Origin of the sequence: Streptomyces sp. NPDC021012 (assembly GCF_044333355.1) — a bacterium.
GTDB lineage: Bacteria > Actinomycetota > Actinomycetes > Streptomycetales > Streptomycetaceae > Streptomyces.
The window spans coordinates 278,755-300,963 of the sequence record NZ_JBIRQU010000004.1; the positions used below are offsets into that span (position 1 = coordinate 278,755).

General features: G+C 70.8%; 22 protein-coding genes. 10 read left to right on the top strand and 12 right to left on the bottom strand.

From position 1 onward, the window contains the following. Positions 1 to 427 (bottom strand): Scr1 family TA system antitoxin-like transcriptional regulator (locus ACH4TP_RS15445; RefSeq protein ID WP_398438113.1); only part of this gene is annotated, 427 nt, incomplete at its 3' end. A 132-nt stretch (positions 428 to 559) separates the two neighbouring features. On the opposite strand from ACH4TP_RS15445, the gene ACH4TP_RS15450 reads away from it, so the two are divergent. The 3 genes from ACH4TP_RS15450 to ACH4TP_RS15460 all read left to right on the top strand — a co-directional run bounded on the left by ACH4TP_RS15450 (position 560) and on the right by ACH4TP_RS15460 (position 2,428). After that, positions 560 to 781, top strand: a complete 222-nt coding sequence (locus ACH4TP_RS15450) for a hypothetical protein (RefSeq protein ID WP_389221748.1) — start codon at positions 560 to 562, stop codon at positions 779 to 781. Further along, positions 778 to 993, top strand: a complete 216-nt coding sequence (locus tag ACH4TP_RS15455) for a hypothetical protein (RefSeq protein ID WP_376590413.1) — start codon at positions 778 to 780, stop codon at positions 991 to 993. The genes ACH4TP_RS15450 and ACH4TP_RS15455 overlap by 4 nt, the downstream gene beginning before the upstream one ends. Before the next feature lie 136 nt (positions 994 to 1,129). Continuing rightward, positions 1,130 to 2,428: a S8 family serine peptidase gene (locus ACH4TP_RS15460; RefSeq protein WP_398438115.1), complete on the top strand. Its 1,299-nt coding sequence runs from the start codon at positions 1,130 to 1,132 to the stop codon at positions 2,426 to 2,428. A gap of 28 nt (positions 2,429 to 2,456) precedes the next feature. Here the strand turns inward: ACH4TP_RS15460 and ACH4TP_RS15465 are convergent, their stop codons facing one another. Together ACH4TP_RS15465 and ACH4TP_RS15470 are read right to left on the bottom strand one after the other, a co-directional pair. Continuing rightward, complete coding sequence (locus tag ACH4TP_RS15465) at positions 2,457 to 3,422, bottom strand: RNA polymerase sigma-70 factor (protein WP_398438117.1); 966 nt, start codon at positions 3,420 to 3,422, stop codon at positions 2,457 to 2,459. 15 nt (positions 3,423 to 3,437) lie between these two features. Beyond that, positions 3,438 to 3,911 (bottom strand): carboxymuconolactone decarboxylase family protein, encoded by a 474-nt coding sequence (locus ACH4TP_RS15470; protein ID WP_398438119.1) that lies wholly within the window; start codon positions 3,909 to 3,911, stop codon positions 3,438 to 3,440. Positions 3,912 to 4,055: 144 nt separating this feature from the next. Here ACH4TP_RS15470 and recO point away from each other — a divergent pair, with 144 nt between their 5' ends. From recO to ACH4TP_RS15485, 3 genes are all read left to right on the top strand, one after another. Beyond that, positions 4,056 to 4,805, top strand: coding sequence for a DNA repair protein RecO (gene recO, locus ACH4TP_RS15475; protein WP_389221740.1), 750 nt, complete (start codon positions 4,056 to 4,058; stop codon positions 4,803 to 4,805). 81 nt (positions 4,806 to 4,886) lie between these two features. Beyond that, on the top strand, positions 4,887 to 5,711 hold the full coding sequence (locus ACH4TP_RS15480) for an isoprenyl transferase (protein ID WP_398178464.1): 825 nt from the start codon (positions 4,887 to 4,889) through the stop codon (positions 5,709 to 5,711). Continuing rightward, the gene (locus tag ACH4TP_RS15485; RefSeq protein WP_398438122.1) at positions 5,708 to 6,226 is read left to right on the top strand and encodes a YcxB family protein; all 519 of its coding nucleotides are present in this window, start codon (positions 5,708 to 5,710) and stop codon (positions 6,224 to 6,226) included. Before ACH4TP_RS15480 ends, ACH4TP_RS15485 begins: the two co-directional genes overlap by 4 nt. A gap of 59 nt (positions 6,227 to 6,285) precedes the next feature. On the opposite strand, the gene ACH4TP_RS15490 is transcribed toward ACH4TP_RS15485, so the two are convergent. From ACH4TP_RS15490 to ACH4TP_RS15505, 4 genes are all read right to left on the bottom strand, one after another. Continuing rightward, positions 6,286 to 6,696, bottom strand: coding sequence for a Fur family transcriptional regulator (locus ACH4TP_RS15490; protein WP_389221735.1), 411 nt, complete (start codon positions 6,694 to 6,696; stop codon positions 6,286 to 6,288). A 72-nt stretch (positions 6,697 to 6,768) separates the two neighbouring features. Next, positions 6,769 to 7,662 carry a metal ABC transporter permease gene (locus ACH4TP_RS15495; RefSeq protein ID WP_389221734.1) on the bottom strand — a complete coding sequence of 298 codons (894 nt, stop codon included), beginning with the start codon at positions 7,660 to 7,662 and terminating at the stop codon, positions 6,769 to 6,771. Between the two features lie 2 nt (positions 7,663 to 7,664). Continuing rightward, positions 7,665 to 8,432, bottom strand: coding sequence for a metal ABC transporter ATP-binding protein (locus ACH4TP_RS15500; RefSeq protein WP_389221733.1), 768 nt, complete (start codon positions 8,430 to 8,432; stop codon positions 7,665 to 7,667). A gap of 9 nt (positions 8,433 to 8,441) precedes the next feature. Further along, the gene (locus ACH4TP_RS15505; protein WP_398438125.1) at positions 8,442 to 9,404 is read right to left on the bottom strand and encodes a metal ABC transporter substrate-binding protein; all 963 of its coding nucleotides are present in this window, start codon (positions 9,402 to 9,404) and stop codon (positions 8,442 to 8,444) included. Positions 9,405 to 9,569: 165 nt separating this feature from the next. Between ACH4TP_RS15505 and ACH4TP_RS15510 the strand changes: the two genes are divergently transcribed. Continuing rightward, complete coding sequence (locus ACH4TP_RS15510; protein WP_398178448.1) at positions 9,570 to 10,952, top strand: glycine--tRNA ligase; 1,383 nt, start codon at positions 9,570 to 9,572, stop codon at positions 10,950 to 10,952. Positions 10,953 to 11,032: 80 nt separating this feature from the next. Here ACH4TP_RS15510 and ACH4TP_RS15515 read toward each other — a convergent pair whose 3' ends face one another. From ACH4TP_RS15515 to ACH4TP_RS15530, 4 genes are all read right to left on the bottom strand, one after another. Then, on the bottom strand, positions 11,033 to 11,725 hold the full coding sequence (locus tag ACH4TP_RS15515; protein ID WP_398438127.1) for a VC0807 family protein: 693 nt from the start codon (positions 11,723 to 11,725) through the stop codon (positions 11,033 to 11,035). Positions 11,726 to 11,827: 102 nt separating this feature from the next. After that, positions 11,828 to 12,418, bottom strand: coding sequence for a TetR/AcrR family transcriptional regulator (locus ACH4TP_RS15520; RefSeq protein WP_389221725.1), 591 nt, complete (start codon positions 12,416 to 12,418; stop codon positions 11,828 to 11,830). 16 nt (positions 12,419 to 12,434) lie between these two features. Continuing rightward, positions 12,435 to 13,475 (bottom strand): aldo/keto reductase, encoded by a 1,041-nt coding sequence (locus tag ACH4TP_RS15525; RefSeq protein WP_398438130.1) that lies wholly within the window; start codon positions 13,473 to 13,475, stop codon positions 12,435 to 12,437. Positions 13,476 to 13,540: 65 nt separating this feature from the next. Beyond that, on the bottom strand, positions 13,541 to 14,977 hold the full coding sequence (locus tag ACH4TP_RS15530) for an MFS transporter (RefSeq protein WP_398178442.1): 1,437 nt from the start codon (positions 14,975 to 14,977) through the stop codon (positions 13,541 to 13,543). Between the two features lie 101 nt (positions 14,978 to 15,078). Here ACH4TP_RS15530 and ACH4TP_RS15535 point away from each other — a divergent pair, with 101 nt between their 5' ends. Next, complete coding sequence (locus ACH4TP_RS15535; RefSeq protein ID WP_389221719.1) at positions 15,079 to 15,960, top strand: helix-turn-helix domain-containing protein; 882 nt, start codon at positions 15,079 to 15,081, stop codon at positions 15,958 to 15,960. 76 nt (positions 15,961 to 16,036) lie between these two features. On the opposite strand, the gene ACH4TP_RS15540 is transcribed toward ACH4TP_RS15535, so the two are convergent. Continuing rightward, positions 16,037 to 17,500, bottom strand: a complete 1,464-nt coding sequence (locus ACH4TP_RS15540; RefSeq protein WP_389221717.1) for an MFS transporter — start codon at positions 17,498 to 17,500, stop codon at positions 16,037 to 16,039. Between the two features lie 52 nt (positions 17,501 to 17,552). Between ACH4TP_RS15540 and dusB the strand changes: the two genes are divergently transcribed. Beyond that, the gene (gene dusB, locus ACH4TP_RS15545; RefSeq protein WP_389221715.1) at positions 17,553 to 18,689 is read left to right on the top strand and encodes a tRNA dihydrouridine synthase DusB; all 1,137 of its coding nucleotides are present in this window, start codon (positions 17,553 to 17,555) and stop codon (positions 18,687 to 18,689) included. Positions 18,690 to 19,045: 356 nt separating this feature from the next. Then, complete coding sequence (gene ppdK / locus ACH4TP_RS15550; protein ID WP_398438133.1) at positions 19,046 to 21,757, top strand: pyruvate, phosphate dikinase; 2,712 nt, start codon at positions 19,046 to 19,048, stop codon at positions 21,755 to 21,757. Positions 21,758 to 22,209 lie beyond the last annotated feature (452 nt).

Genomic DNA, 22,209 nt, shown 5'->3' on the forward strand with positions numbered 1-22,209 from the left:
CCATCCGCGAGGTGACCTTCTCCTCGATGTACTCCTCCGTGACGAACGGGTTCGCCGCCACCGTCACCGCCCGCGCGTACTCCGCTGTCTGCAACAACCCCGGGACCACCGTCGGCGCGAACTCGCAGATCTTCGTCGCGACCCGCTCCAGCTCCGCCACCTCGGCGAAATAGGGCGCGTACGGTGATGTGTCGATGAGCTTCCGGACCGTCCGTTCGAAAAAACTGCCGGTTTGTAGGGTCTCGTCGATTCTTACCGCCACGTCCAACTGTGGCTTTCGAATTCCCTGCTCGAACAGTCCGATGTACGCCCCCGATACGAACACCCGTCTGCCCAGCTCGTTCTGGGTGAGCCCCGCCTCCTCACGGCGTTCCTTGAGGATCTCGCCGAAGAACTCCCACGGTTCCTGCTGCTTGCTCTTGGCCATGGATTAACTCCCCAACCCTACGCCGCAGTTGTACGGCCTGCGCGTCTGCCGATTCTACGGATCCGGACTGACCCTGGAGAGGCGAAGCGGGAAATGGATTCAGAAAGGCATACGTTGGTGAAGGAAGACACCATGAAGACGATCTCGGGGACGGTAGGAACCGCACAAGAGGCGGTGGCGGAATTGCGCGAGGCGCTCGCGAGGGCGGGAATCACGTTGCCCTCGCTCGGGCTCGACGTCGTCACGCTCGCCGCGGAGCCGCCGAGGCCGCTCGTGGAATTGGGATGCTGCACGGTGGAAACGGCTCGGCTGCTCGCCGCCGCCGTACTGCCGAGGGAGGAGGGTCGCTCGTGACGCTGCCCATCGGGTCGTACGTCGTCGAGATCCGTACCGGACGGGTCGGGACGCTCATGGGGCGTGAGGGCCCGTACGTCCAGATCCGGCCGCTGGGGGGAGGGCGGGAGTGGGACGTGGAGCCGGAGGGGGTGCGGGAGGCCACCTCGGCGGAGCGGCTGAGCGCGGCGACGGCGCACGTCAACGCGCGGAGCCGGGGCGAAGTGCCCTGAGCGGTCCGTGACCCTGGGTCACGACTGTTAGTCCATCCGCCGCGCCCGCGCTGCACGCACCTCGCGGCCCCGGTTACGTGGTCGTCGCGAACCGGTTCGGGTTCGTCGACCACGAAAGGGAAGCGAGGTGTTCGGCATGGCGGGATCGGCGTACCGGCTGGCCGCGGTGTCCGCGGCGGCAGGCGCGTTGCTGGCGGGGGGACTCACGGGGGCCGAGGCGACGGAGGGGAGGACCGCGGAACCGGAAGGGCGGTACGTGGTCGTCCTCAAGGACTCGGCCCGCGACCGGCTCGAAACGGTCGTGCGGGGGCACGGGCGGGACCACGGGGCGCGGGTGGGCTTCCGGTACCAGGACGCGCTCGTCGGGTACTCGGCGGTGATCCCGGAGTCCCAGGTGGCCGCGCTGCGGGCGGACCCGAACGTCAAGGCGGTCGCCCCCGACCTGCCCGTGCACGCCACCCAGCAGGTGCTGCCGACGGGAGTGGACCGGATCCAGGCCGACGTGAGCAGCACGGCCGCCGGGAACGGGTCGGGCGGCGTCGACGCGGCGGTGGCGATCCTCGACACCGGGATCGACACCGGGCACCGCGATCTCAACGTGGTCGGCGGGTACAACTGCATGAACCCCTTCCTGACCGGTTCCTACCGGGACAACAACGGCCACGGCACCCACGTGGCCGGCACCGTCGCCGCCCGGGACAACGCCGACGACGTGGTCGGTGTCGCGCCCGGCGCCCGGCTGTACGCGGTGAAGGTGCTCGGCGCCAACGGCAGCGGAAGCACCTCCAACATCATCTGCGGCCTCAACTGGCTGGCGGGCAACGCCGCCCGGTACGGCATCAAGGTCGCCAACATGAGCCTCGGCGGCGACGGCGCCGACGACGGCAACTGCGGGAACAGCAACCAGGACCCCTGGCACCAGGCGATCTGCAACGTGGTGAAGAACAAGGGCGTCACCCTGGTGGCCGCGGCCGGCAACAGCGCCGACGACATCGCCAACCACCGGCCCGCCTCGTACGACGAGGTCCTCACCGTGACCGCCATGGCCGACTTCAACGGGCAGCCCGGCGGCGGCGCCGCCGCGACCTGCCGGGCCGACGTCGACGAGACGGCGGCCGACTTCTCCAGCTTCGCCGTGAGCACCGCGGACGCCGCCCACACCATCGCCGGTCCGGGGGTGTGCATCAACTCCACCCGCAACGGCGGCGGCACCACCGTCCTCTCCGGTACGTCGATGGCCTCGCCGCACGTGGCCGGCACGGCCGCGCTGTGCGTCGCCGCCGGGCCGTGCGCGGGCCTCTCCCCGGCCGGCGTGGCCGCCGAACTCCGCGGCCACGCCTCGGCCCAGCCGCTCTCGTACGGCTTCGCGGGCGACCCGAACGCGCCCGTCGCCGGGCGCTACTACGGGTACCTCGTCCACGCCGGTGGTTACTGAGCACGCGCCGCGGCCCCCGCTGACACCGTCAGCGGGGGCCGCGGCGCACCCGCTGGATCTCGCGGGTGACGGCCCAGGGGTCGGCGACCGGGCCGAGGTGGGCGAGCTTGTCGGGGTTGAGGATCGCGCGGATGGTCTGGACCCGCCCGTCGAGGACGTCGAGGGCGAAGATCTGGAGGATCCTGCCGTCGCGGTCGCGGTAGATCGCGCCGGGCTGGCCGTTGACCTCGTGCGGCTCGCACGTGACGTCGACCTCGACGAGGGTGGGGAAGACCGAGCCGAGGAGCCGCGCCACCTTCTCCGCGCCCACGACGGCCCGGGCGAAGCGCGGGGCCTTGCCGCCGCTGTCGCCGACGAGCTGGACGTCGGCCGCCAGGAGGTCCTGGAGCCCGCTGACGTCGCCGTCCTTGAGGGCGTCGAAGAAGCGGGCGGAGAGCTCCTGCCGTTCCTGGCGGTCGGCCGCGAAGCGGGGGCGGCCCTCGTGCATGTGCCGCCTGGCCCGTACGAGCAGCTGACGGCAGGCGGCCTCCGAGCGGTCCACGGCCTCGGCGACGTCCTGGAAGTCGAAGGCGAAGACCTCGCGCAGGAGGAAGACGGCCCGCTCCAGGGGGCTGAGCCGTTCGAGGAGCAGCAGCGCCGCCATCGAGACCGAGTCGGCCAGCTCCACCGCGCGCGCCGGGTCCTCGTACGGATCGCTGAGCAGCGGCTCGGGGAACCAGGGGCCGACGTACGCCTCGCGCCGCACGCGCGCGGAGCGCAGGACGTCGATCGAGAGGCGGGTGACCGTGGCCGAGAGGAAGGCCTTGGCCGAGGCGGGGCGGGTCGAGGAGCCGTCGAAGCGCAGCCAGGTCTCCTGGACGGCGTCCTCGGCCTCGCTGACGCTGCCGAGGATCCGGTAGGCGATCGAGAACAGCAGCGGGCGCAGTTCCTCGAACTCCTCGACCTTGGCCTTGCCCATGACGACTTCCTCTCCCCGTACCGTCTTCTCGATCATTCAGGAGATCGCCCGTCAGTGGAACTGCCCGACCTCGTAGTCGCCCGCCGGCTGCCGGGTGATCGCGTTGATGCGGTTCGCCAGGTTCATGAACGCGATGTGCAGGACGAGGGCGGCGAGCTGGTCCTCGTCGTAGTGGAGGGCCGCGCGCTCCCAGACCTCGTCGCTGACGCCACCGGCCCCGTCCGCGACCCTGGTCCCCTCCTCGGCGAGTTCGAGGGCGGCGCGCTCGGCCTCGGTGTAGACGGTCGCCTCGCGCCAGGCCGCCACCAGGTGGAGCCGTACCGGGGTCTCACCGGCGTGGGCGGCCTCCTTGGTGTGCATGTCGATGCAGACGGCGCAGCCGTTGATCTGGCTCACGCGCAGCGCGACCAGCTCCTGGGTCGTGACCGGCAGCGTCGAGTCCCTGACCGCCCTGCCCGCCGCCATGATGTGCTTGAAGGCCTTGCCGGCGGTGGCGCTGGCGAAGAGGTTCAGTCGTGCGTCCATGGGGTGCTCCTCGGGGGTGCGGCATCGGCTGCTTGCACCCCCTGAGACGAGACGGCCCGGCCCCCTGTGACACGGCCGGATGTGACCCGCGTCTCCCCGGGGCCGTACGCCCCGACTGTCAGTGCCGTACGCGAGAATGGCCGTATGAGTCTGTTCCGCGACGACGGCATCGTGCTGCGCACCCAGAAGCTGGGCGAAGCGGACCGCATCATCACGATCCTCACGCGCGGTCACGGCCGCGTACGCGCCGTCGCGCGGGGCGTGCGCCGGACGAAGTCCAAGTTCGGGGCGCGCCTCGAACCCTTCTCGCACGTGGACGTGCAGTTCTTCGCCCGGGGGAGCGAGCTGGTCGGACGCGGCCTTCCGCTCTGCACGCAGAGCGAGACCATCGCCGCGTACGGCGGCGGGATCGTCACCGACTACGCCCGGTACACCGCGGGCACGGCCATGCTGGAGACCGCGGAACGGTTCACCGACCACGAGGGCGAGCCCGCCGTCCAGCAGTACCTCCTCCTCGTGGGCGGCCTGCGGACGCTCGCCCGGGGCGAGCACGCGCCCCACCTCATCCTCGACGCCTTCCTCCTCCGCTCCCTCGCCGTGAACGGCTACGCGCCCAGCTTCGAGGACTGCGCGAAGTGCGGCATCCACGGGCCGAACCGGTTCTTCTCGGTCGCGGCGGGCGGGGTCATATGCGGCGACTGCCGGGTCCCCGGAAGCGTCGTCCCCTCCACCGAGGCCATCGGCCTCCTCAGCGCGCTGCTCACCGGCGACTGGGCCACGGCGGACGCCTGCGAACCGCGCCACGTCAGGGAGGGCAGCGGGCTCGTGTCCGCCTACCTCCACTGGCACCTGGAGCGCGGCCTGCGCTCGCTGCGGTACGTGGAGAAGGGCTGACGGCCCAGGAAGAGCGGGTCCCGCGCCGTGGGAGACTCGACCACGCGTGAAGTACGGAACACCTTTTAGGAGATCCACGCCATGGCCATCGCACGACTCCTCGGGCGCCAGCGTCGGGAGTACAGGACCCCCGAGCCGCACCCGTCCGGCGCCCGCCCGCCGAAGCTCCAGGCCGAACTGGTGCCGGAGCACGTGGCGATCGTCATGGACGGGAACGGCCGCTGGGCCAAGGAGCGCGGCCTGCCGCGCACCGAGGGCCACAAGGTCGGCGCGGAGCAGGTGCTCGACGTGCTCCAGGGCGCGATCGAGATGGGCGTGGGCGCGATCTCGCTGTACGCCTTCTCCACCGAGAACTGGAAGCGCTCGCCCGAGGAGGTGCGCTTCCTCATGAACTTCAACCGCGACTTCATCCGCAAGACCCGCGACCAGCTCGACGAGCTCGGCATCCGCGTCCGCTGGGTGGGCCGGATGCCCAAGCTGTGGAAGTCCGTCGCCAAGGAGCTCCAGGTCGCCCAGGAGCAGACCAAGGACAACACCAGGCTCACGCTGTACTTCTGCATGAACTACGGCGGCCGCGCCGAGCTCACCGACGCGGCGCAGGCGATGGCCGAGGACGTGAAGGCGGGCCGCCTCGACCCGGCGAAGATCACCGAGAAGACCATCCAGAAGTACCTGTACTACCCGGACATGCCGGACGTGGACCTGTTCCTGCGGCCCAGCGGCGAGCAGCGCACCTCCAACTACCTGATCTGGCAGAGCGCGTACGCCGAGATGGTCTTCCAGGACGTCCTGTGGCCCGACTTCGACCGCCGCGACCTGTGGCGGGCCTGCGTCGAGTACGCCCAGCGCGACCGCCGCTTCGGCGGCGTCGACCCGGCGGACCTCGCGGTCCTCGACAAGGCGTGAGCGCGGGGGAGCGGATAGAGCTCGTCTACTCGGCCGAGTTCACCGAGGTGCACGAGGCGGTACGGGTCAGGCTGCGGTCCACCCGCTGGTGGCGGCTGTTCCGGTGGGCCACCCGGGCCGTCTGCGCGCTGGCCGCCCTCGTCGCCGTCGTGGCACTGCGGCACGGCGACGTGCGGGTGGTGGTCAAGCTCGTCCTCCTCGGCCTGGTGGCCGTGACCTGCGCCGAGCTGGTGCCGCGGGCGTCCGCCCGCAGTCTCTTCCGGCTGATCGGCTCCCAGGGCGAGGTCCGGGCGGTCGTCGACGAGGACGGCGGGCGGTGGATCTCCCGGGACACCGACATGGCGATCCGCTGGGCGCTGCTGACCCGGTACGCGGAGACCCCCCGGCTCTTCGTCCTCTTCACGGAGCGCTCGTCCGGCACCGGCTTCGCGTACCTGCCCAAGCGCGGGCTCGCCGGCCCGGCCGACGAGGAGCGGCTGCGGGCGATCCTGGACCGGAACACCACCAGGGCCTGAGACGACGCCGAAGGGCCCGCACCGGATCGATCCGGTGCGGGCCCTTCGGCCGTGTCAGGTCACTTCCCGGCGCAGTCCGCGCACGTGCCGAAGATCTCCACGGTGTGCGCCACGTTCACGAAGCCGTGCTCCGAGGCGATGGTCTCGGCCCACTGCTCCACCATCGGGCCCTCCACCTCCACGGCCTTGCCGCAGACGCGGCAGACCAGGTGGTGGTGGTGGTCGCCGGTCGAGCAGCGGCGGTACACCGTCTCGCCGTCGCTGGTGCGCAGCGCGTCGACCTCGCCCGCGTCCGCGAGGGACTGGAGCGTGCGGTAGACGGTGGTGAGGCCGACGGAGTCGCCGCGGTGCTTGAGCATGTCGTGCAGCTCCTGGGCGCTGCGGAACTCGTCCACCTCGCTCAGCGCTGCCGACACGGCAGCCCGCTGCTTGGTCGAGCGGCCGCGTACGGGGGGTCCTGCCGTCGCCACGGGGGCCTCCTTGGATGCTTGTCTGCCCCCGCCATTCTGCCAGCCCCCCGTCCCCACGGGATCAGCCGTGGATCAGACCTTCACGTCGTCCGCGGACCGTCGCGTGGCCGGAACGCGCGCGTCGCAGTCCCGCGTGGCCGCTTCCGCGGCCCGGGCGCGCCGCTTGGCGAGCGGGGTGGCGAGCAGGGTCAGGAGGACGAAGACGCCGATCGCGTACAGGACGATCGTCGCGCCGGGCGGGGCCGCCACGTAGTACGTGGTGATCGTGCCGGACAGGGCCACGACGACGCCGATGAGGACCGCGCCCGCGAAGGTCGCGCGGAAGGACTTCGACAGCTGCTGGGCCGCCGCGACGGGCACCACCATGAGGGCGCTGACGAGGAGCAGGCCGACGACCCGCATGGCGACCGTGACGGTCACCGCGGCCGTGACCGCGATCAGCAGGTTGAGGGCGCGCACCGGCAGGCCGGTGACGCGGGCGAACTCCTCGTCCTGGCTGACGGCGAAGAGCTGCCGCCGCAGGCCGACGGTGACCAGGACGACGAAGGCGGCCAGGATGCCGATCGCGGTGATGTCCTCGGGCGAGACCGTGGTGAGCGAGCCGAAGAGGTACGAGGTGAGGTTGGCGTTGGAGCCGGTCGACGAGAGGTTGATCAGCAGGACGCCGCCCGCCATGCCGCCGTAGAAGAGCAGCGCGAGCGCCATGTCGCCGCGGGTCTTGCCGTACGCCCGGATCAGCTCCATGACGACGGAGCCGACGACGGCGACCAGGGTCGCCATCCACACCGGGTTGGCCGACATGAGGAAGCCGAGGCCGACGCCGGTCATGGCGACGTGGCCGATGCCGTCGCCCATGAGCGCCTGGCGGCGCTGGACGAGGTAGACGCCGACGGCGGGCGCGGTGATGCCGACGAGGAGGGCGGCGATCAGCGCCCGCTGCATGAAGGCGGGTTCGAGGAAGTCCATGATCAGGTCAGCAGTCCCGTGCGGAGCGGCTCGCCGGCCGCGTGCGGATGTACGTGGTCGTGGCCCGGCAGGGCGTGCTGGCCGAGCGCCTCGGGCGGCGGGCCGTCGTGGACGACGCAGCCGTCGCGCAGGACGACCGCGCGGTCGATGAGGGGCTCCAGGGGGCCCAGCTCGTGCAGGACGAGGAGGACGGACGTACCGCCGGCGACCTGTTCGCGCAGGGTCGAGGCCAGGATCTCCTGGCTGGCGAGGTCCACGCCGGCCATCGGCTCGTCCATGATCAGGAGTTCGGGCTCGGAGGCGAGCGCGCGGGCGATGAGCACCCGCTGGTGCTGGCCGCCGGAGAGCGCGGAGACGGAGTCCCCGGCGCGGTCGGCGAGGCCGACGAGGTCGATGGCCCGCTCGACGGCGGCCTTGTCGTCCTTCGTCAGCCAGCCGAACCTGCGGCGGGAGAGCCGGCCGGAGGAGACGACCTCGCGGATGGTGGCGGGGACGCCGCTCGCGGCGGTGGTGCGCTGCGGTACGTAGCCGACGCGGGCCCAGTCGCGGAACCGCTTCTGCTCGGTGCCGAACAGCGTGATCGTGCCGCCGGTCAGCGGCACCTGGCCGATGACCGAGCGGATGGCGGTGGACTTGCCGGAGCCGTTGGCGCCGAGCAGCGCGACGACCTCGCCGGGCCGGACGGTGAGGTCGACGCCCCGGAGGACGGGGCGGGAGCCGAGGGCCGCCGTTGCTCCGTCGATCGAGAGGACGGGCTGGTCATCACTCACGGGGGCCTCCTACTTGGCGCCGAGCGCGGTCTTCAGCGCGGCGAGGTTGGACTGCATGACCTCGATGTAGTCGCGGCCCTTGGACCTGTCCGTGATGCCTTCGAGCGGGTCGAGCACGTCGGTCTTCAGACCGGTGTCGCCGGCGAGGGTCTTCGCGGTCCTGTCGCTCGCGAGGGTCTCGAAGAAGACGGTGGAGACCTTGTCCTTCTCCGCGATCTCGTGGAGCTCCCTGACGCGGGCGGGGCTCGGCTCGGACTCGGGGTCGATGCCGGTGATGCCCTCCTGCTCCAGGCCGTAGCGCTCGGCGAGGTAGCCGAAGGCGGAGTGGGTGGTGATGAAGGTCTTCGTGGCGGTGTTCTTCAGGCCCGTCGCGAACGCGGTGTCCAGGTCGCCGAGCTTCTTCACCAGGGCGTCGGTGTTCTTCTCGTAGTCGGCGGCGTGGGCCGGGTCGGCCTTCTCGAAGGCGGCGCCCACGCCCTTGGCGACCTCGGCGTACTTCACGGGGTCGAGCCAGATGTGCGGGTCGGCACCGGCCTCGGAGGCGTGCTCCCCGCCGTGCTCGTCGCCGTGGTCGTGGCCGACCTCGGCGCCGTGCTCCTCCATCTTCGTGAGGGTCGTGGCGTCGACGGTGTTCTCGACGCCGGCCTGGGCGATGGCGTCGTCGACGGCGGGCTGGACGCCCTTGAGGTAGAGGATGACGTCGGCCTCGCCGAGCTCGCCGACCTGCTTCGGCTTGAGCTCCAGGTCGTGCGGCTCGACGCCGGGCTTGGTGAGCGTGTTCACGGCGACGTGGCCGCCGCCTATCTGCTCGGCCAGGTACTGCATGGGGTAGAACGACGCCACCACGTCCAGCTTGCCGCCGCTTCCCTTGCCCGCGGCGTCGGAGGTCCCGGAGCAGGCGGAGAGGGAGACGACGCCGAGCGCGACGGCTCCGGCGAGGGCGGTGCTGGGTATCAGACGGCGTACGTTCATGACAGTCATTTTCAACAAAGATGGAAACGGTTGTCAATTGCCTTGTCTGTGTTCCGGACCACCCGGACATCGCGGGCCTTCGCCGCGGAACCGATTTGATACGGGGCCCCGGGGCGCCGGTAACCTGAGGCATTCGCACTTCGTCGTCGTAATGAAGAGAGCACCGTGGCCGCCGACAAGATCGACACCATCGTCAGCCTGAGCAAGCGCCGTGGCTTCGTTTTCCCCTGCAGTGAGATCTACGGCGGTCAGCGCGCCGCCTGGGACTACGGACACCTCGGCGTCGAGCTCAAGGAGAACATCAAGCGCCAGTGGTGGCGTTACATGGTCACCTCGCGCGAGGACGTCGTCGGCATCGACTCGTCGGTCATCCTGGCCACCGAGGTCTGGGAGGCCTCCGGCCACGTCGCCACCTTCACCGACCCGCTGACCGAGTGCACCTCCTGCCACAAGCGCTTCCGCGCCGACCACCTGGAGGAGGCGTACGAGGAGAAGCACGGCCGTCTCCCCGAGAACGGCCTCGCCGACCTCAACTGCCCCAACTGCGGCAACAAGGGCACCTTCACCGAGCCGAAGAACTTCTCCGGCCTGCTCTCCACCCACCTCGGCCCGACCCAGGACAGCGGCTCCGTCGCCTACCTGCGCCCCGAGACCGCCCAGGGCATCTTCACCAACTTCGCCCAGGTGCAGACCACCGCGCGCAAGAAGCCCCCGTTCGGCATCGCGCAGATGGGCAAGTCCTTCCGGAACGAGATCACTCCGGGCAACTTCATCTTCCGGACCCGCGAGTTCGAGCAGATGGAGATGGAGTTCTTCGTCAAGCCGGGCGAGGACGAGCAGTGGCAGGAGTACTGGATGCAGCAGCGCTGGAACTGGTACACCGGCCTGGGTCTCCGTGAGGAGAACATGCGCTGGTACGAGCACCCGCAGGAGAAGCTCTCCCACTACTCGAAGCGCACCGCCGACATCGAGTACCGCTTCTCCTTCGGCGGCAGCGAGTGGGGCGAGCTGGAGGGCGTCGCCAACCGCACCGACTACGACCTGAGCGCCCACTCCAAGGCCTCCGGCGCCAGCCTCACGTTCCTGGAGCAGGAGACGGGCGAGCGCTACACGCCGTACGTCATCGAGCCCGCCGCCGGTGTCGGCCGCACGATGCTCGCCTTCCTGCTCGACGCCTACATCGAGGACGAGGCCCCGAACGCCAAGGGCGTCATGGAGAAGCGCACCGTGCTGCGCCTCGACCACCGCCTGGCCCCGGTCAAGGCTGCCGTCCTGCCGCTGTCCCGCAACGCGCAGCTCTCCCCGAAGGCCAAGGGCCTCGCGGCGGACCTGCGCCAGAACTGGAACATCGAGTTCGACGACGCCGGCGCCATCGGCCGCCGCTACCGCCGCCAGGACGAGATCGGTACCCCCTTCTGCATCACCGTCGACTTCGACACCCTCGAGGACAACGCGGTGACCGTGCGCGAGCGCGACACCATGAAGCAGGAGCGCGTCTCCCTCGACCAGATCCAGGGCTACCTGGCCAGCCGCCTCATCGGCTGCTGAATCCGATCGCTTCCTTTTAAGGGGAAAGCCCCCGGTTCCGACTTCGGAACCGGGGGCTTTCCCCTTTGCGTGCTTACGTGTCAGGCGGTCGCGGCAGCGGCGGCCTCCGCCTCGGCGGCCCGGCGGGCCCCCTCCGCCGCGCGGCGCTTGCCGAACCAGGCCGTCCAGACGCCGAGGGCGGCGAGGACGCCGTAGATCATGATCGGGCTGAGCGTGACCATGGTCTTGGTCGCCAGGACGTACGCGAGGGCGATGCGGACCAGCGCCTCGGTCACGTACACCACACCCCACACCAGCGTCATGGTGCGCATGGTGCTGCGGAAGCCCTCGTACTGCCACATGCCGTTCCACCAGGCCGTGGAGGCCGGGGTGCCGTCGGTCGCGAACTTGCGGCCGAAGTAGAACATCAGCGGGCGCGGGGCGAGCAGCGTCACCAGGCACAGCAGGCCGAACAGGCCCGTCACCGACGAGTCCTTGATCAGGAGCGCGCGGGCGGTGTGCGCGCCGACCAGCGAGACCACGGCCGTGATCACCAGGAAGACCAGGGTGACCATGGCGAACTCGTCGATCTTGCGGCGCCAGGCGGCCATGATCGCGGTGTCGAGAACCGGCCAGGCGCTGCTGAGGAGCAGCGCGGAGAACTCGGACCAGCCGTGGTCCTCGGTCAGCGTGTTGTAGGTGAGGATCGGCGCGACGACGTTGAGGCCGATCGTGAGGACCCACCCGATCGCGGAGGCCCCGCCTGATCGGGCCGGCTTGGCGGGTGTGGACATGGTTCCCCCTGGGTGTTCCTACGGTCGAGGTGCGGGAGAACGCTAGTCATGCACCGGACAGGGAAGGGGAAACTCCGCGCCAAATGATCTTCAAATGGGTTTTCAGGACCGTAGTGCGCGCTGTACGAGGGAGACGACCGCCGCGAACGCGTCCTCGGTCTCCGGGGCCGACCACTCGGCGGCGTGCGCCGGATTGTGGAAGCGGTCCGTGGCGTCGAAGACCGCGCGGGCCGTGGTCGTGAAGTCCCGCTCCGGCGCCGCGAACAGGCCCTCGCGGTGGCCGTCCTCCAGGATGCGGGTGATCTGCTCGACGAGGTGCTCCTCGTGCCGGTCGACCACCGCGCTGTTCTCGCCGATGAGCACCTGGAAGGTGGCCATCAGCTCCGGATCGCCGCCCGCCTTCTTGCGCTTCAGGGCGAACAGGGCCGTGAGCCAGCCGGTCAGGCGCCAGTCCGCCGGGCCCTCGGCCTCCATGTACGGCGTGAGCGCCACGATCGTCCGCTCCAGCCACCGCTCGGTGACCGCCTCGCGCAGCGCCGCCTTCGTGCGGAAGTGGCGGTAGACGCTGCCGTGGCTGACGCCCAGCACCCGGGCCACGTCGACGACGGTCGCCTTCCCCGGCCCGTAGCGCCGCAGCACCTCCTCGGTGGCTTCGAGGATGCGCTCTGCGGTCAGGGTCTCGGTGGCGGCCATGCAATGACAGTACCCGTCAGTGCTCGCTGTCCAGGTGGGCCATCTGCGCCTCCGGGTAGCGGGCGCCGGCGGCGGCGTCCGCCGGGACCGCCTCCTCGATCGCGGCCAGGTCGGCGGCGTCGAGCGTGACGTCCAGGGCGCCGAGGGCCTCGGCGAGCCGGTCGCGGCGGCGGGCGCCGATCAGGGGGACGATGTCGGTGCCGTGCCGGGGGCCTTGGGCGAGGACCCAGGCGATGGCCGTCTGGGCGACCGTGACGCCCTTGGCCTCGGCGACTGTGCGCAGGCGGTCGACCAGGTCCAGGTTGTGGCGGAGGTTGTCGCCCTGGAAGCGGGGGCTGAAGCCGCGGAAGTCGCCGGCGGCGAGCTCCCGGTCGCGGGTGAAGTGACCGCTGATCAGCCCCCGGGAGAGGACCCCGTACGCGGTGACGCCTATGCCCAGCTCGCGGGCGGTCGGCAGGATCTTCTCCTCGATGCCCCGGGAGATCAGCGAGTACTCGATCTGGAGGTCCGCGATCGGGGCGACGGCCGCCGCCCGGCGCAGGGTGTCCGCGCCGACCTCGGAGAGGCCGATGTGCCTCACGTGCCCCGCCTCGACCAGTTCGGCGATGGCGCCGACGGTCTCCTCGATCGGCACGTCGGGGTCGACGCGGGCGATCCGGTAGATGTCGATGTGGTCGGTGCCGAGGCGCTGGAGCGAGTACGCCGCGAAGTTCTTCACGGCGGCCGGGCGGCCGTCGTAGCCGGTGAAGCCGCCCTCGACCGTGCGCAGGGCACCGAACTTCACGCTCGTCAGCGCCTGCTCGCGGGCGGCGCCGGGCGCCGTCCGCAGGGCCTCGTTGATGAGCAGCTCGTTGTGGCCCATGCCGTAGAAGTCGCCCGTGTCGAGCAGGGTGACCCCGGCGTCCAGGGCCGCGTGGATCGTCGCGATCGACTCGGCGCGGTCGGCCCCGCCGTACAGCGCGGACATGCCCATGCAGCCGAGGCCGACCGCGGAGACGGTGGGGCCGGTGGCGCCGAGGGGACGGGTGGGGACGGAGGTCTTCGGTGTGGTGGTCATGGAACAACCATGACATGTGCGATGACAGATTTCAATATCTGTCAGTCCATCCCTCGTTTCGAGGGTCACTTCACCGTGCGGGGGAGGCGGAGGCTCAGCAGCAGCGTCAGCGCCACCACACCCAGCTGGACCAGGAGCGTCGTCCGCAGCGCCGAGCCCATGTCCGCCGGCGAGGACGCCAGCGAGAGGAAGAGCGAACCGAGGGTCGCCACGCCCAGCGTCAGCGCCGACTGCTGCGTCGTCACCATGACCCCGCTGCCCACGCCCGCCCGCTCCGACGGCACCTCGGAGAGCACCACCCGGAACAGCACCGGCAGCTGGAGCCCCTGGCCGAGACCCGCCACCGCCATGCCCGGCACCAGGTCCCAGACCGACAGCCCCTGCCAGTCGCGGCCCACCGACCACACGACGGCCGCTATGCCGAGGCCCTGGAGCACGGCCCCCACCGGCACGATCCGGGTGCCCCAGCGCCGCACGAGCCGCGGACCCGCCAGCGAGGCGCCGAAGAAGGCGAGCGCCATCGGCACGAGCGCCAGGCCCGAGGCCACCGCGCCCATCTCCAGGCCCTGCTGGAGCGCCACCGCGATCACGAACATGAAGCCGGAGAAGCCCAGCGAGAGCGCGAGCACCACCGGGAGCCCGCGCCGCAGCGGGACCAGGGCGAGCAGGCTCGGCGGGACCAGCGGGACGGCGCCCCGGCGGTCCGCCCGCCGCTCCACCCACCAGAAGGCCCCGGACGCGAACGGGAACACCGCGAGCGACACCCAGGTCCACAGCGGCCAGCCCGCCGCCCGGCCCTCCGTCAGCGGCGCGAGCAGGGAGAGCAGCGCGAGCGCGAGGAGCAGCGTGCCCGGCACGTCCACCGGCGCCGGCCGGTCCGAGCGGGTCTCCGGCACCGTACGCACGGCGAGGGCCAGGCCCGCCATGGCGACCGGCACGTTCACCAGGAACACCGCGCGCCAGCCCGAGCCCGCGATGTCGGCCGTCACGAGGACCCCGCCCAGGATCTGGCCGCCCGCCATCGCGAGCCCGGCGGTCGCCCCGTACAGGCTCAGCGCCCTCGCCCGGCGCGGCCCCTCGGTCGAGGAGTGGATGGTCGCGAGGACCTGCGGCAGCATCAGCGCCGCCGCCGCGCCCTGCGTCACCCGCGCCGCGACCAGGGTCCAGGCGTCCGGGGCGAGCCCGCAGGCCAGCGAGGTCAGTCCGAAGGCGGCCATGCCGGCGAGGAAGAGCCGGCGGCGGCCGAAGAGGTCGCCGAGCCGCCCGCCGAGGACGAGCAGCACGGAGTACGCCAGGCCGTACCCGGCGACGACCAGCTCCAGGAGCGCCGGTCCCGCGGCGAGGTCCCGGTCGATGGACGGCAGGGCGACGTTGACGATGAAGAAGTCGATGAGGGGGAGTGCGGCCCCGAGGAGGACGGTGAACAGGCCGAGGGCGCCGAGCGCCGGGGCCTGGCGGCCGACCGGGGACGCCGTACGGGCGGAAGGGGAGGTCGTGGTCACGGAACCGAGCCTCCGCCTCTGCTCACCCTGGTACCAGAGTGTCTTTATCCTGGTACAAGCACTACCTGGAAACCGGCTGACCACCCCGGCACCCTGGAGGCATGACCGTCATGGCGATCAGCGCACCCGAACAGGACGTACGGCGCCACGAGCTCGCCGCCTTCCTGCGCAGCCGCCGCGAGCGCATCACCCCCGAGCAGGTCGGCCTCCCCCGGGGCAGGCGCCGCCGCACCCCCGGCCTGCGCCGGGAGGAGGTCGCGCACCTCTCCGCCGTCGGCGTCACCTGGTACACGTGGTTGGAGCAGGCCCGGGACATCCAGGTCTCCCCGCAGGTCCTCGACGCCCTCGCCGGGGCCCTGCTGCTCGACCCGACCGAGCGCAGCCACCTCTTCGCCCTCGCGGGCCACGCCGACCCGCACCCCGAGACGCCCTGCTCCGCCGTCACGCCCACCCTGCGCCGCCTGCTCGACCAGCTGGAGCCCGTGCCCGCCGCGGTCCAGAACAGCCGCTACGACTTCCTCGCCCACAACCGCACCTTCGGGCAGCTCTTCTGCGACCTGGACGCGCTGCCCCGCGAGGACCGCAACTCGCTCTGGCTGGCCTTCACGAACGAGGACTTCCGGGCCTCGGTCACCGACCTGCCCGAGGTCATGCGCACGCTTGCCGGGAAGCTCCGCGCCGCCATGGCCGAGCACCTCGCCGAGCCCGCCTGGAAGGAGCTCGTACGACGCCTCGAAGAGGCCTCGCCCGAGTTCCGGGAGCTCTGGGCCCGGCACGAGGTGGTCGCTCCCGGCGGCCGCGTGAAGGTCATCCGCAACGCGCGCGTGGGGCTGCTCAGCTTCGAGCACACCAACCTGTGGCTCGGTCCGAACGCCGGGACCCACCTCGTCACCTACGTCCCCGTGGACGACGCCACCCAGGAGGGCGTCGCCCGGCTGCTCGATCTGGTGCGTCAGGACAGGGGGGTCCTGGCCGTGGCGTGAGGCCCTGGATCCAATATCCGTATTTTGGATCCAGAATCCGTATTTTGGATTCAAGATGCGAATCCTGGATCCAGGGTCAGGGCGAGGGCGCCTTGGCCGTGGCGTGAGGCCCGCCCTCCGGCCGGGGCTCCTCCTCCGGCGCCAGGGACTCCGGCGCCAGGGACCGCGCCGTCCGCTCCGCCGTGCGCCGCGCCCACGGCCCGCTGGTCAGGGCACCGACCGCGAGGACGGCGAGTCCGCAGCCGGTGATGATCCAGTAGCCCGGGCGGGCCGCCGCCACGAACGCGTCGGCGTCGAGCGAGGCGCCGGCCCCCGCCGCCAGGACCGTGCCGATCACCGCGACGCCGAGCGTCTGCCCGACCTGGCGGCTCGTCGAGGCCACGGCCGCCGCCACCCCGGCCTGGGCACGGGGCATCCCGGAGACGGCGGTGTTGGTGATGGGGGCGTTCACCAGGCCGAAGCCGATGCCGAAGACGACGTACCCGGTGAGGAGCAGCGGGTCGCTCGTCTCGGCGGAGAAGGCGGCGAAGAGGAGCGGCCCCGCCGCCATCGCCGTCCCCGCGAGCAGCAGCGAGGGGCGCGGCCCGCGCGAGGCCGTGAGGCGTCCCGACAGCGGGGCGAAGACGAAGGTCATGCCGGCCATCGGCAGCATCCAGAACCCGGCGGCCAGCGGGGAGAGGCCGCGCACGTCCTGGAGGTACAGGGTGTTCAGGAAGAGGAAGCCGCCGAGCGAGGCGAAGGCGCAGACCGCGATGACGGTGGCCCCGCTGAACGGCGCGCTGCGGAAGAACCGCAGGTCGATGAGGGGCTCGCGGCGCCGGGGCTCGTAGAGGAGCAGCCCGGTGAGGGCGACGGCGGCGATCCCGGCGAAGAGCGGGTCGGTCTCGATGATCGCGTACGTGAGCGAGCCGAGGAGCACCGTCACCAGGACCTGCCCCACGGGGTCGGGACGCCGGGGCCGGGGCGCGCGGGACTCGGGGACGTACCGCAGGGTCAGAAGCAGGGCGAGGAGGGCGACCGGCAGGTTCACCCAGAAGATCGCCCGCCAGCCGACCGACTGGACGAGCACGCCGCCGACCAGCGGTCCGGCGGCCATGGAGACGCCGACGACCCCGCCCCAGACGCCGATGGCACGCGCGCGTGCGGCCGGTTCCGTGAAGGTGTTCGTGATGATCGACATGGCGACCGGGTTCAGCATCGAGCCGCCCACCGCCTGGACCGCCCGGAAGGCGATCAGGGACTCCAGGTTCGGCGCGAGGGAGCAGAGCAGCGAGCCGAGGGCGAAGACGGCCAGGCCGGTGACGAAGACCTTGCGGCGGCCGATGCGGTCGGCGGTGGAGCCCGCGAGCATCAGCAGGGAGGCGAGGACCAGGGTGTAGGCGTCGATGGTCCACTGCATCCCGGCGACGGTGGCGCCGAGGTCGCGCCGCATGGCGGGCAGGGCGACGTTGAGCGCGGTGTTGTCCAGGCTGACGATCAGCAGGCTCATGCAGCAGATCGCGAGGACGACGAGACGGCGCGCGCGTGTGAGCTCTGGCATGACTGGATCGTACGGCTGTCTAACAATCTTCGCCGTGCGCGACAATGGCTGAATGACCGCGTTCACCCCTCTCGCCATCGGGCCGCACATCGTGCAGCCGCCGGTGGTGCTCGCCCCCATGGCCGGCATCACCAACGCCCCCTTCCGTACCCTCTGCCGTGAGTTCAGCGGCGGCAAGGGGCTGTTCGTGAGCGAGATGATCACGACGCGTGCCCTGGTCGAGCGCAACGAGAAGACGATGCAGCTCATCCGCTTCGACGAGACGGAGAAGCCGCGCTCGATCCAGCTGTACGGGGTGGATCCGGTGACGGTCGGCAAGGCCGTGCGGATGATCGTCGACGAGGACCTCGCCGACCACATCGACCTGAACTTCGGCTGCCCGGTCCCCAAGGTGACCCGGAAGGGCGGCGGCTCGGCCCTGCCCTACAAGCGGCCGCTGCTGCGGGCGATCCTGAACGAGGCCGTGACCAACGCGGGCGACCTGCCGGTCACGATGAAGATGCGCAAGGGCATCGACGACGACCACATCACCTACCTGGACGCGGGCCGGATCGCCGTCGAGGAGGGCGTCACCGCCATCGCCCTGCACGGGCGGACGGCGGCCCAGCACTACGGCGGTACGGCCGACTGGGACGCGATCGCGCGGCTCAAGGAGCACGTGCCGGAGATCCCGGTGCTCGGCAACGGCGACATCTGGTCGGCGGACGACGCGCTGCGGATGATGCGGGAGACGGGCTGCGACGGCGTCGTCGTGGGTCGCGGCTGCCTGGGTCGCCCGTGGCTCTTCGGGGACCTGGTGGCGGGCTTCGAGGGCACGGGGGCCTACGCGCAGCCGGGGCTGCGGGAGGTCGCGGACGCGATGGTGCGGCACGCGCGGCTGCTCGGCGAGTGGCTGGGCGACGAGGCACGCGGTGTCATCGACTTCCGCAAGCACGTGGCCTGGTACCTGAAGGGCTTCTCGGTCGGCTCCGAGATGCGCAAGAAGCTCGCGATCACCTCTTCCCTGGACGAGCTGCGCGCTCAGTTGAGCGAGCTCGACCTGGACCAGCCGTGGCCGGTGGGTGCGGACGGCCCCCGGGGCCGTACGTCCGGAAACAACCGGGTTGTCCTGCCGGACGGCTGGCTCAAGGACCCCTACGACTGTGCCGGAGTGAGCGAGGACGCGGAGCTGGACACGTCCGGCGGCTGAGATTCGGCCCTTCCGGAGGAGTGATCCTCGCCACCCCTGAGGTGGGTTGCGCTCAGATGAGCAGGTTACGGAAGGATGCACCGCCTGAAGGGGTGGCACTGGGTGCCACCCCTTTTGCGTTCAAGAGTTGAACGCAAATGCTCGATTGGCCGCTCACATGAGCGCGTAACCCCTTGATTACGCCAAATGGCCTTCGGGGCGTGAAACCGGAAGCTTCACCTCGGTAACTTTCGAAGTGCTGGCGGACGGGTGGTTAAGACCGCGTGACCGGCAGGCGTACCTCCCCAGAAGCCTTCGATCTGGGTATGTTCCTCGCCGTCAGGGCAGCCAACCGAGTCATCGAGGAGTCGGGACCCGTGTCGGAAAACAATGATCAGAAGTTCGTCTACGACTTCACCGAGGGCAACAGGGACCTGAAGGACCTGCTCGGTGGCAAGGGCGCCAACCTCGCCGAGATGACCAACCTCGGCCTTCCGGTGCCTCCGGGCTTCACGATCACCACCGAGGCGTGCAAGGTCTACCTCGAGAGCGGCTCGGAGCCGGTCGAGCTCCGCGACGAGGTCAGCGCGCACCTCGACGCCCTCGAGCAGCAGATGGGCAAGAAGCTCGGCCAGGCCGACAACCCGCTTCTCGTCTCGGTCCGCTCGGGCGCCAAGTTCTCCATGCCGGGCATGATGGACACCGTCCTCAACATCGGCCTCTCCGACGAGTCGGTGGCCGGCCTCGCCCGCCAGGCCGACAACGAGCGCTTCGCCTGGGACTCGTACCGCCGCCTGATCCAGATGTTCGGCAAGACCGTCCTCGGCGTCGACGGCGAGCTCTTCGAGGAGGCCCTCGACGAGGCCAAGGCCGCGAAGAAGGTCGCCAGCGACACCGACCTGGACGCCGCCGACCTCAAGAAGGTCGTCGAGCACTTCAAGAAGATCGTGAAGGCCGAGACCGGCCGCGACTTCCCGCAGGACCCGCGCGAGCAGATGGACCTCGCCATCGAGGCCGTCTTCAACTCCTGGAACACGGACCGCGCCAAGCTCTACCGCCGCCAGGAGCGCATCCCGGGCGACCTCGGCACCGCCGTCAACGTCTGCTCGATGGTCTTCGGCAACCTCGGCCCCGACTCCGGCACCGGCGTCGCCTTCACCCGCGACCCCGCCTCCGGCCACGCCGGCGTCTACGGCGACTACCTGCAGAACGCGCAGGGCGAGGACGTCGTCGCCGGCATCCGCAACACCGTGCCGCTGGCCGATCTCGAGTCGATCGACAAGAAGTCGTACGACCAGCTCATGCACATCATGAACACGCTGGAGACCCACTACAAGGATCTCTGCGACATCGAGTTCACCATCGAGCGCGGCCAGCTCTGGATGCTCCAGACCCGCGTCGGCAAGCGCACCGCCGGTGCCGCCTTCCGCATCGCCACGCAGCTGGTGGACCAGGGCCTGATCGACGAGGCCGAGGCGCTCCAGCGCGTCACCGGCGCCCAGCTCGCCCAGCTGATGTTCCCCAAGTTCGACGAGAACGCGAAGGTCGAGCAGATCGGGCGCGGCATCGCCGCCTCCCCGGGCGCCGCCGTCGGCAAGGCCGTCTTCGACTCGTACACGGCCGTCAAGTGGTCCCGCTCCGGCGAGAAGGTCATCCTGATCCGCCGCGAGACCAACCCGGACGACCTGGACGGCATGATCGCCGCCGAGGGCATCCTCACCTCCCGCGGCGGCAAGACCTCGCACGCCGCCGTCGTCGCCCGCGGCATGGGCAAGACCTGTGTCTGCGGCGCCGAGGAGCTGGAGGTCGACACCAAGCGCCGCCGGATGACCACGGCCGACGGCCAGGTCGTCGAGGAGGGCGACGTCGTCTCCATCGACGGCTCCACCGGCAAGGTCTACCTCGGTGAGGTACCCGTCGTGCCGTCCCCGGTCGTCGAGTACTTCGAGGGCCGCATGCACGCCGGCGCCGACGACGCCGACGAGCTCGTCGGCGCCGTGCACCGGATCATGGCCTACGCCGACCGCGTCCGCCGCCTCCGGGTCCGCGCCAACGCCGACAACGCCGAGGACGCCTCCCGCGCCCGCCGCTTCGGCGCCCAGGGCATCGGCCTGTGCCGCACCGAGCACATGTTCCTCGGCGAGCGCCGCCAGTACGTCGAGCGCCTCATCCTGGCCGACACGGACGCCGAGCGCGAGGAGTCGCTGAAGGCGCTGCTCCCGCTGCAGAAGCAGGACTTCATCGAGCTCTTCGAGGCCATGGACGGGCTGCCCGTCACGGTCCGCCTGCTCGACCCGCCGCTGCACGAGTTCCTGCCCGACATCACCGAGCTGTCGGTGCGCGTCGCCCTCGCCGAGTCCCGCAAGGAGCCGCACGAGAACGACCTGCGCCTGCTCCAGGCCGTGCACCGGCTGCACGAGCAGAACCCGATGCTGGGTCTGCGCGGCGTCCGCCTCGGCCTGGTCATCCCCGGCCTGTTCACCATGCAGGTCCGGGCGATCGCCGAGGCCGCGGCCCACCGCATCGACGCCAAGGGCGACCCGCGCGCCGAGATCATGATCCCGCTCGTCGGCACCGTCCAGGAGCTGGAGATCGTCCGCGAGGAGGCCGAGCAGGTCATCGCCGAGGTCCGGGAGCGGACCGGCGTCGAGCTGAAGCTCGCGCTCGGCACCATGATCGAGCTGCCGCGCGCCGCCGTGACCGCCGGTCAGATCGCCGAGGCCGCGGAGTTCTTCTCCTTCGGCACCAACGACCTGACGCAGACGGTCTGGGGCTTCTCCCGCGACGACGTGGAGGCCTCGTTCTTCACCGCGTACCTGGAGAAGGGCATCTTCGGCGTCAGCCCCTTCGAGACCATCGACAAGGACGGTGTCGGCGCGCTCGTCCGCAGCGCCGTCCAGGCCGGCCGCGCCACCCGCCCCGACATCAAGCTCGGTGTCTGCGGCGAGCACGGCGGCGACCCGGAGTCGGTGCACTTCTTCCACGAGGTCGGCCTCGACTACGTCTCCTGCTCGCCCTTCCGGATCCCGGTGGCGCGCCTGGAGGCGGGCCGCGCGGCCGCCGAGGCGAAGGGCAGCGACAGCCGCTGAGTGCCGGGGCGCCGAGCCCCGCGAGCCACCGGGGCCGCCGTCGGTCACCTCTCACCCTCACCGGCGGGCGGCGGCTCCGGATTCACAAAAAGAGACGGGACGGACACCTTTTGTGCGGAGGTGTCCGTCCCGTTGTTTGTTCGTTTGTTCGTCGAGCTGATGTGGGTCAATGTTCAATTGCGGCCGATTGAATTATTGGAAATTGAACATCCTCGATTCCCCGGCACAAACAACGGGGCGGGCGCGACCCCCGGATCCCCACCCGGAGGCCGCGCCCTTTACCGGTGCCGGACAGGTGAGCCGCAACCTCGCCGACCGCCGCCGGACGGACAAAGCCCCCCACGGTCTTCGCCCGTCACCTCGGTCCTGAAGGTTTCCTGCCCGACCCGTACAGCTTTTCGGTTCCGCCGGATTGCCGCGATGCCTTTCAACTGTGGCTGAAACACCCTGGT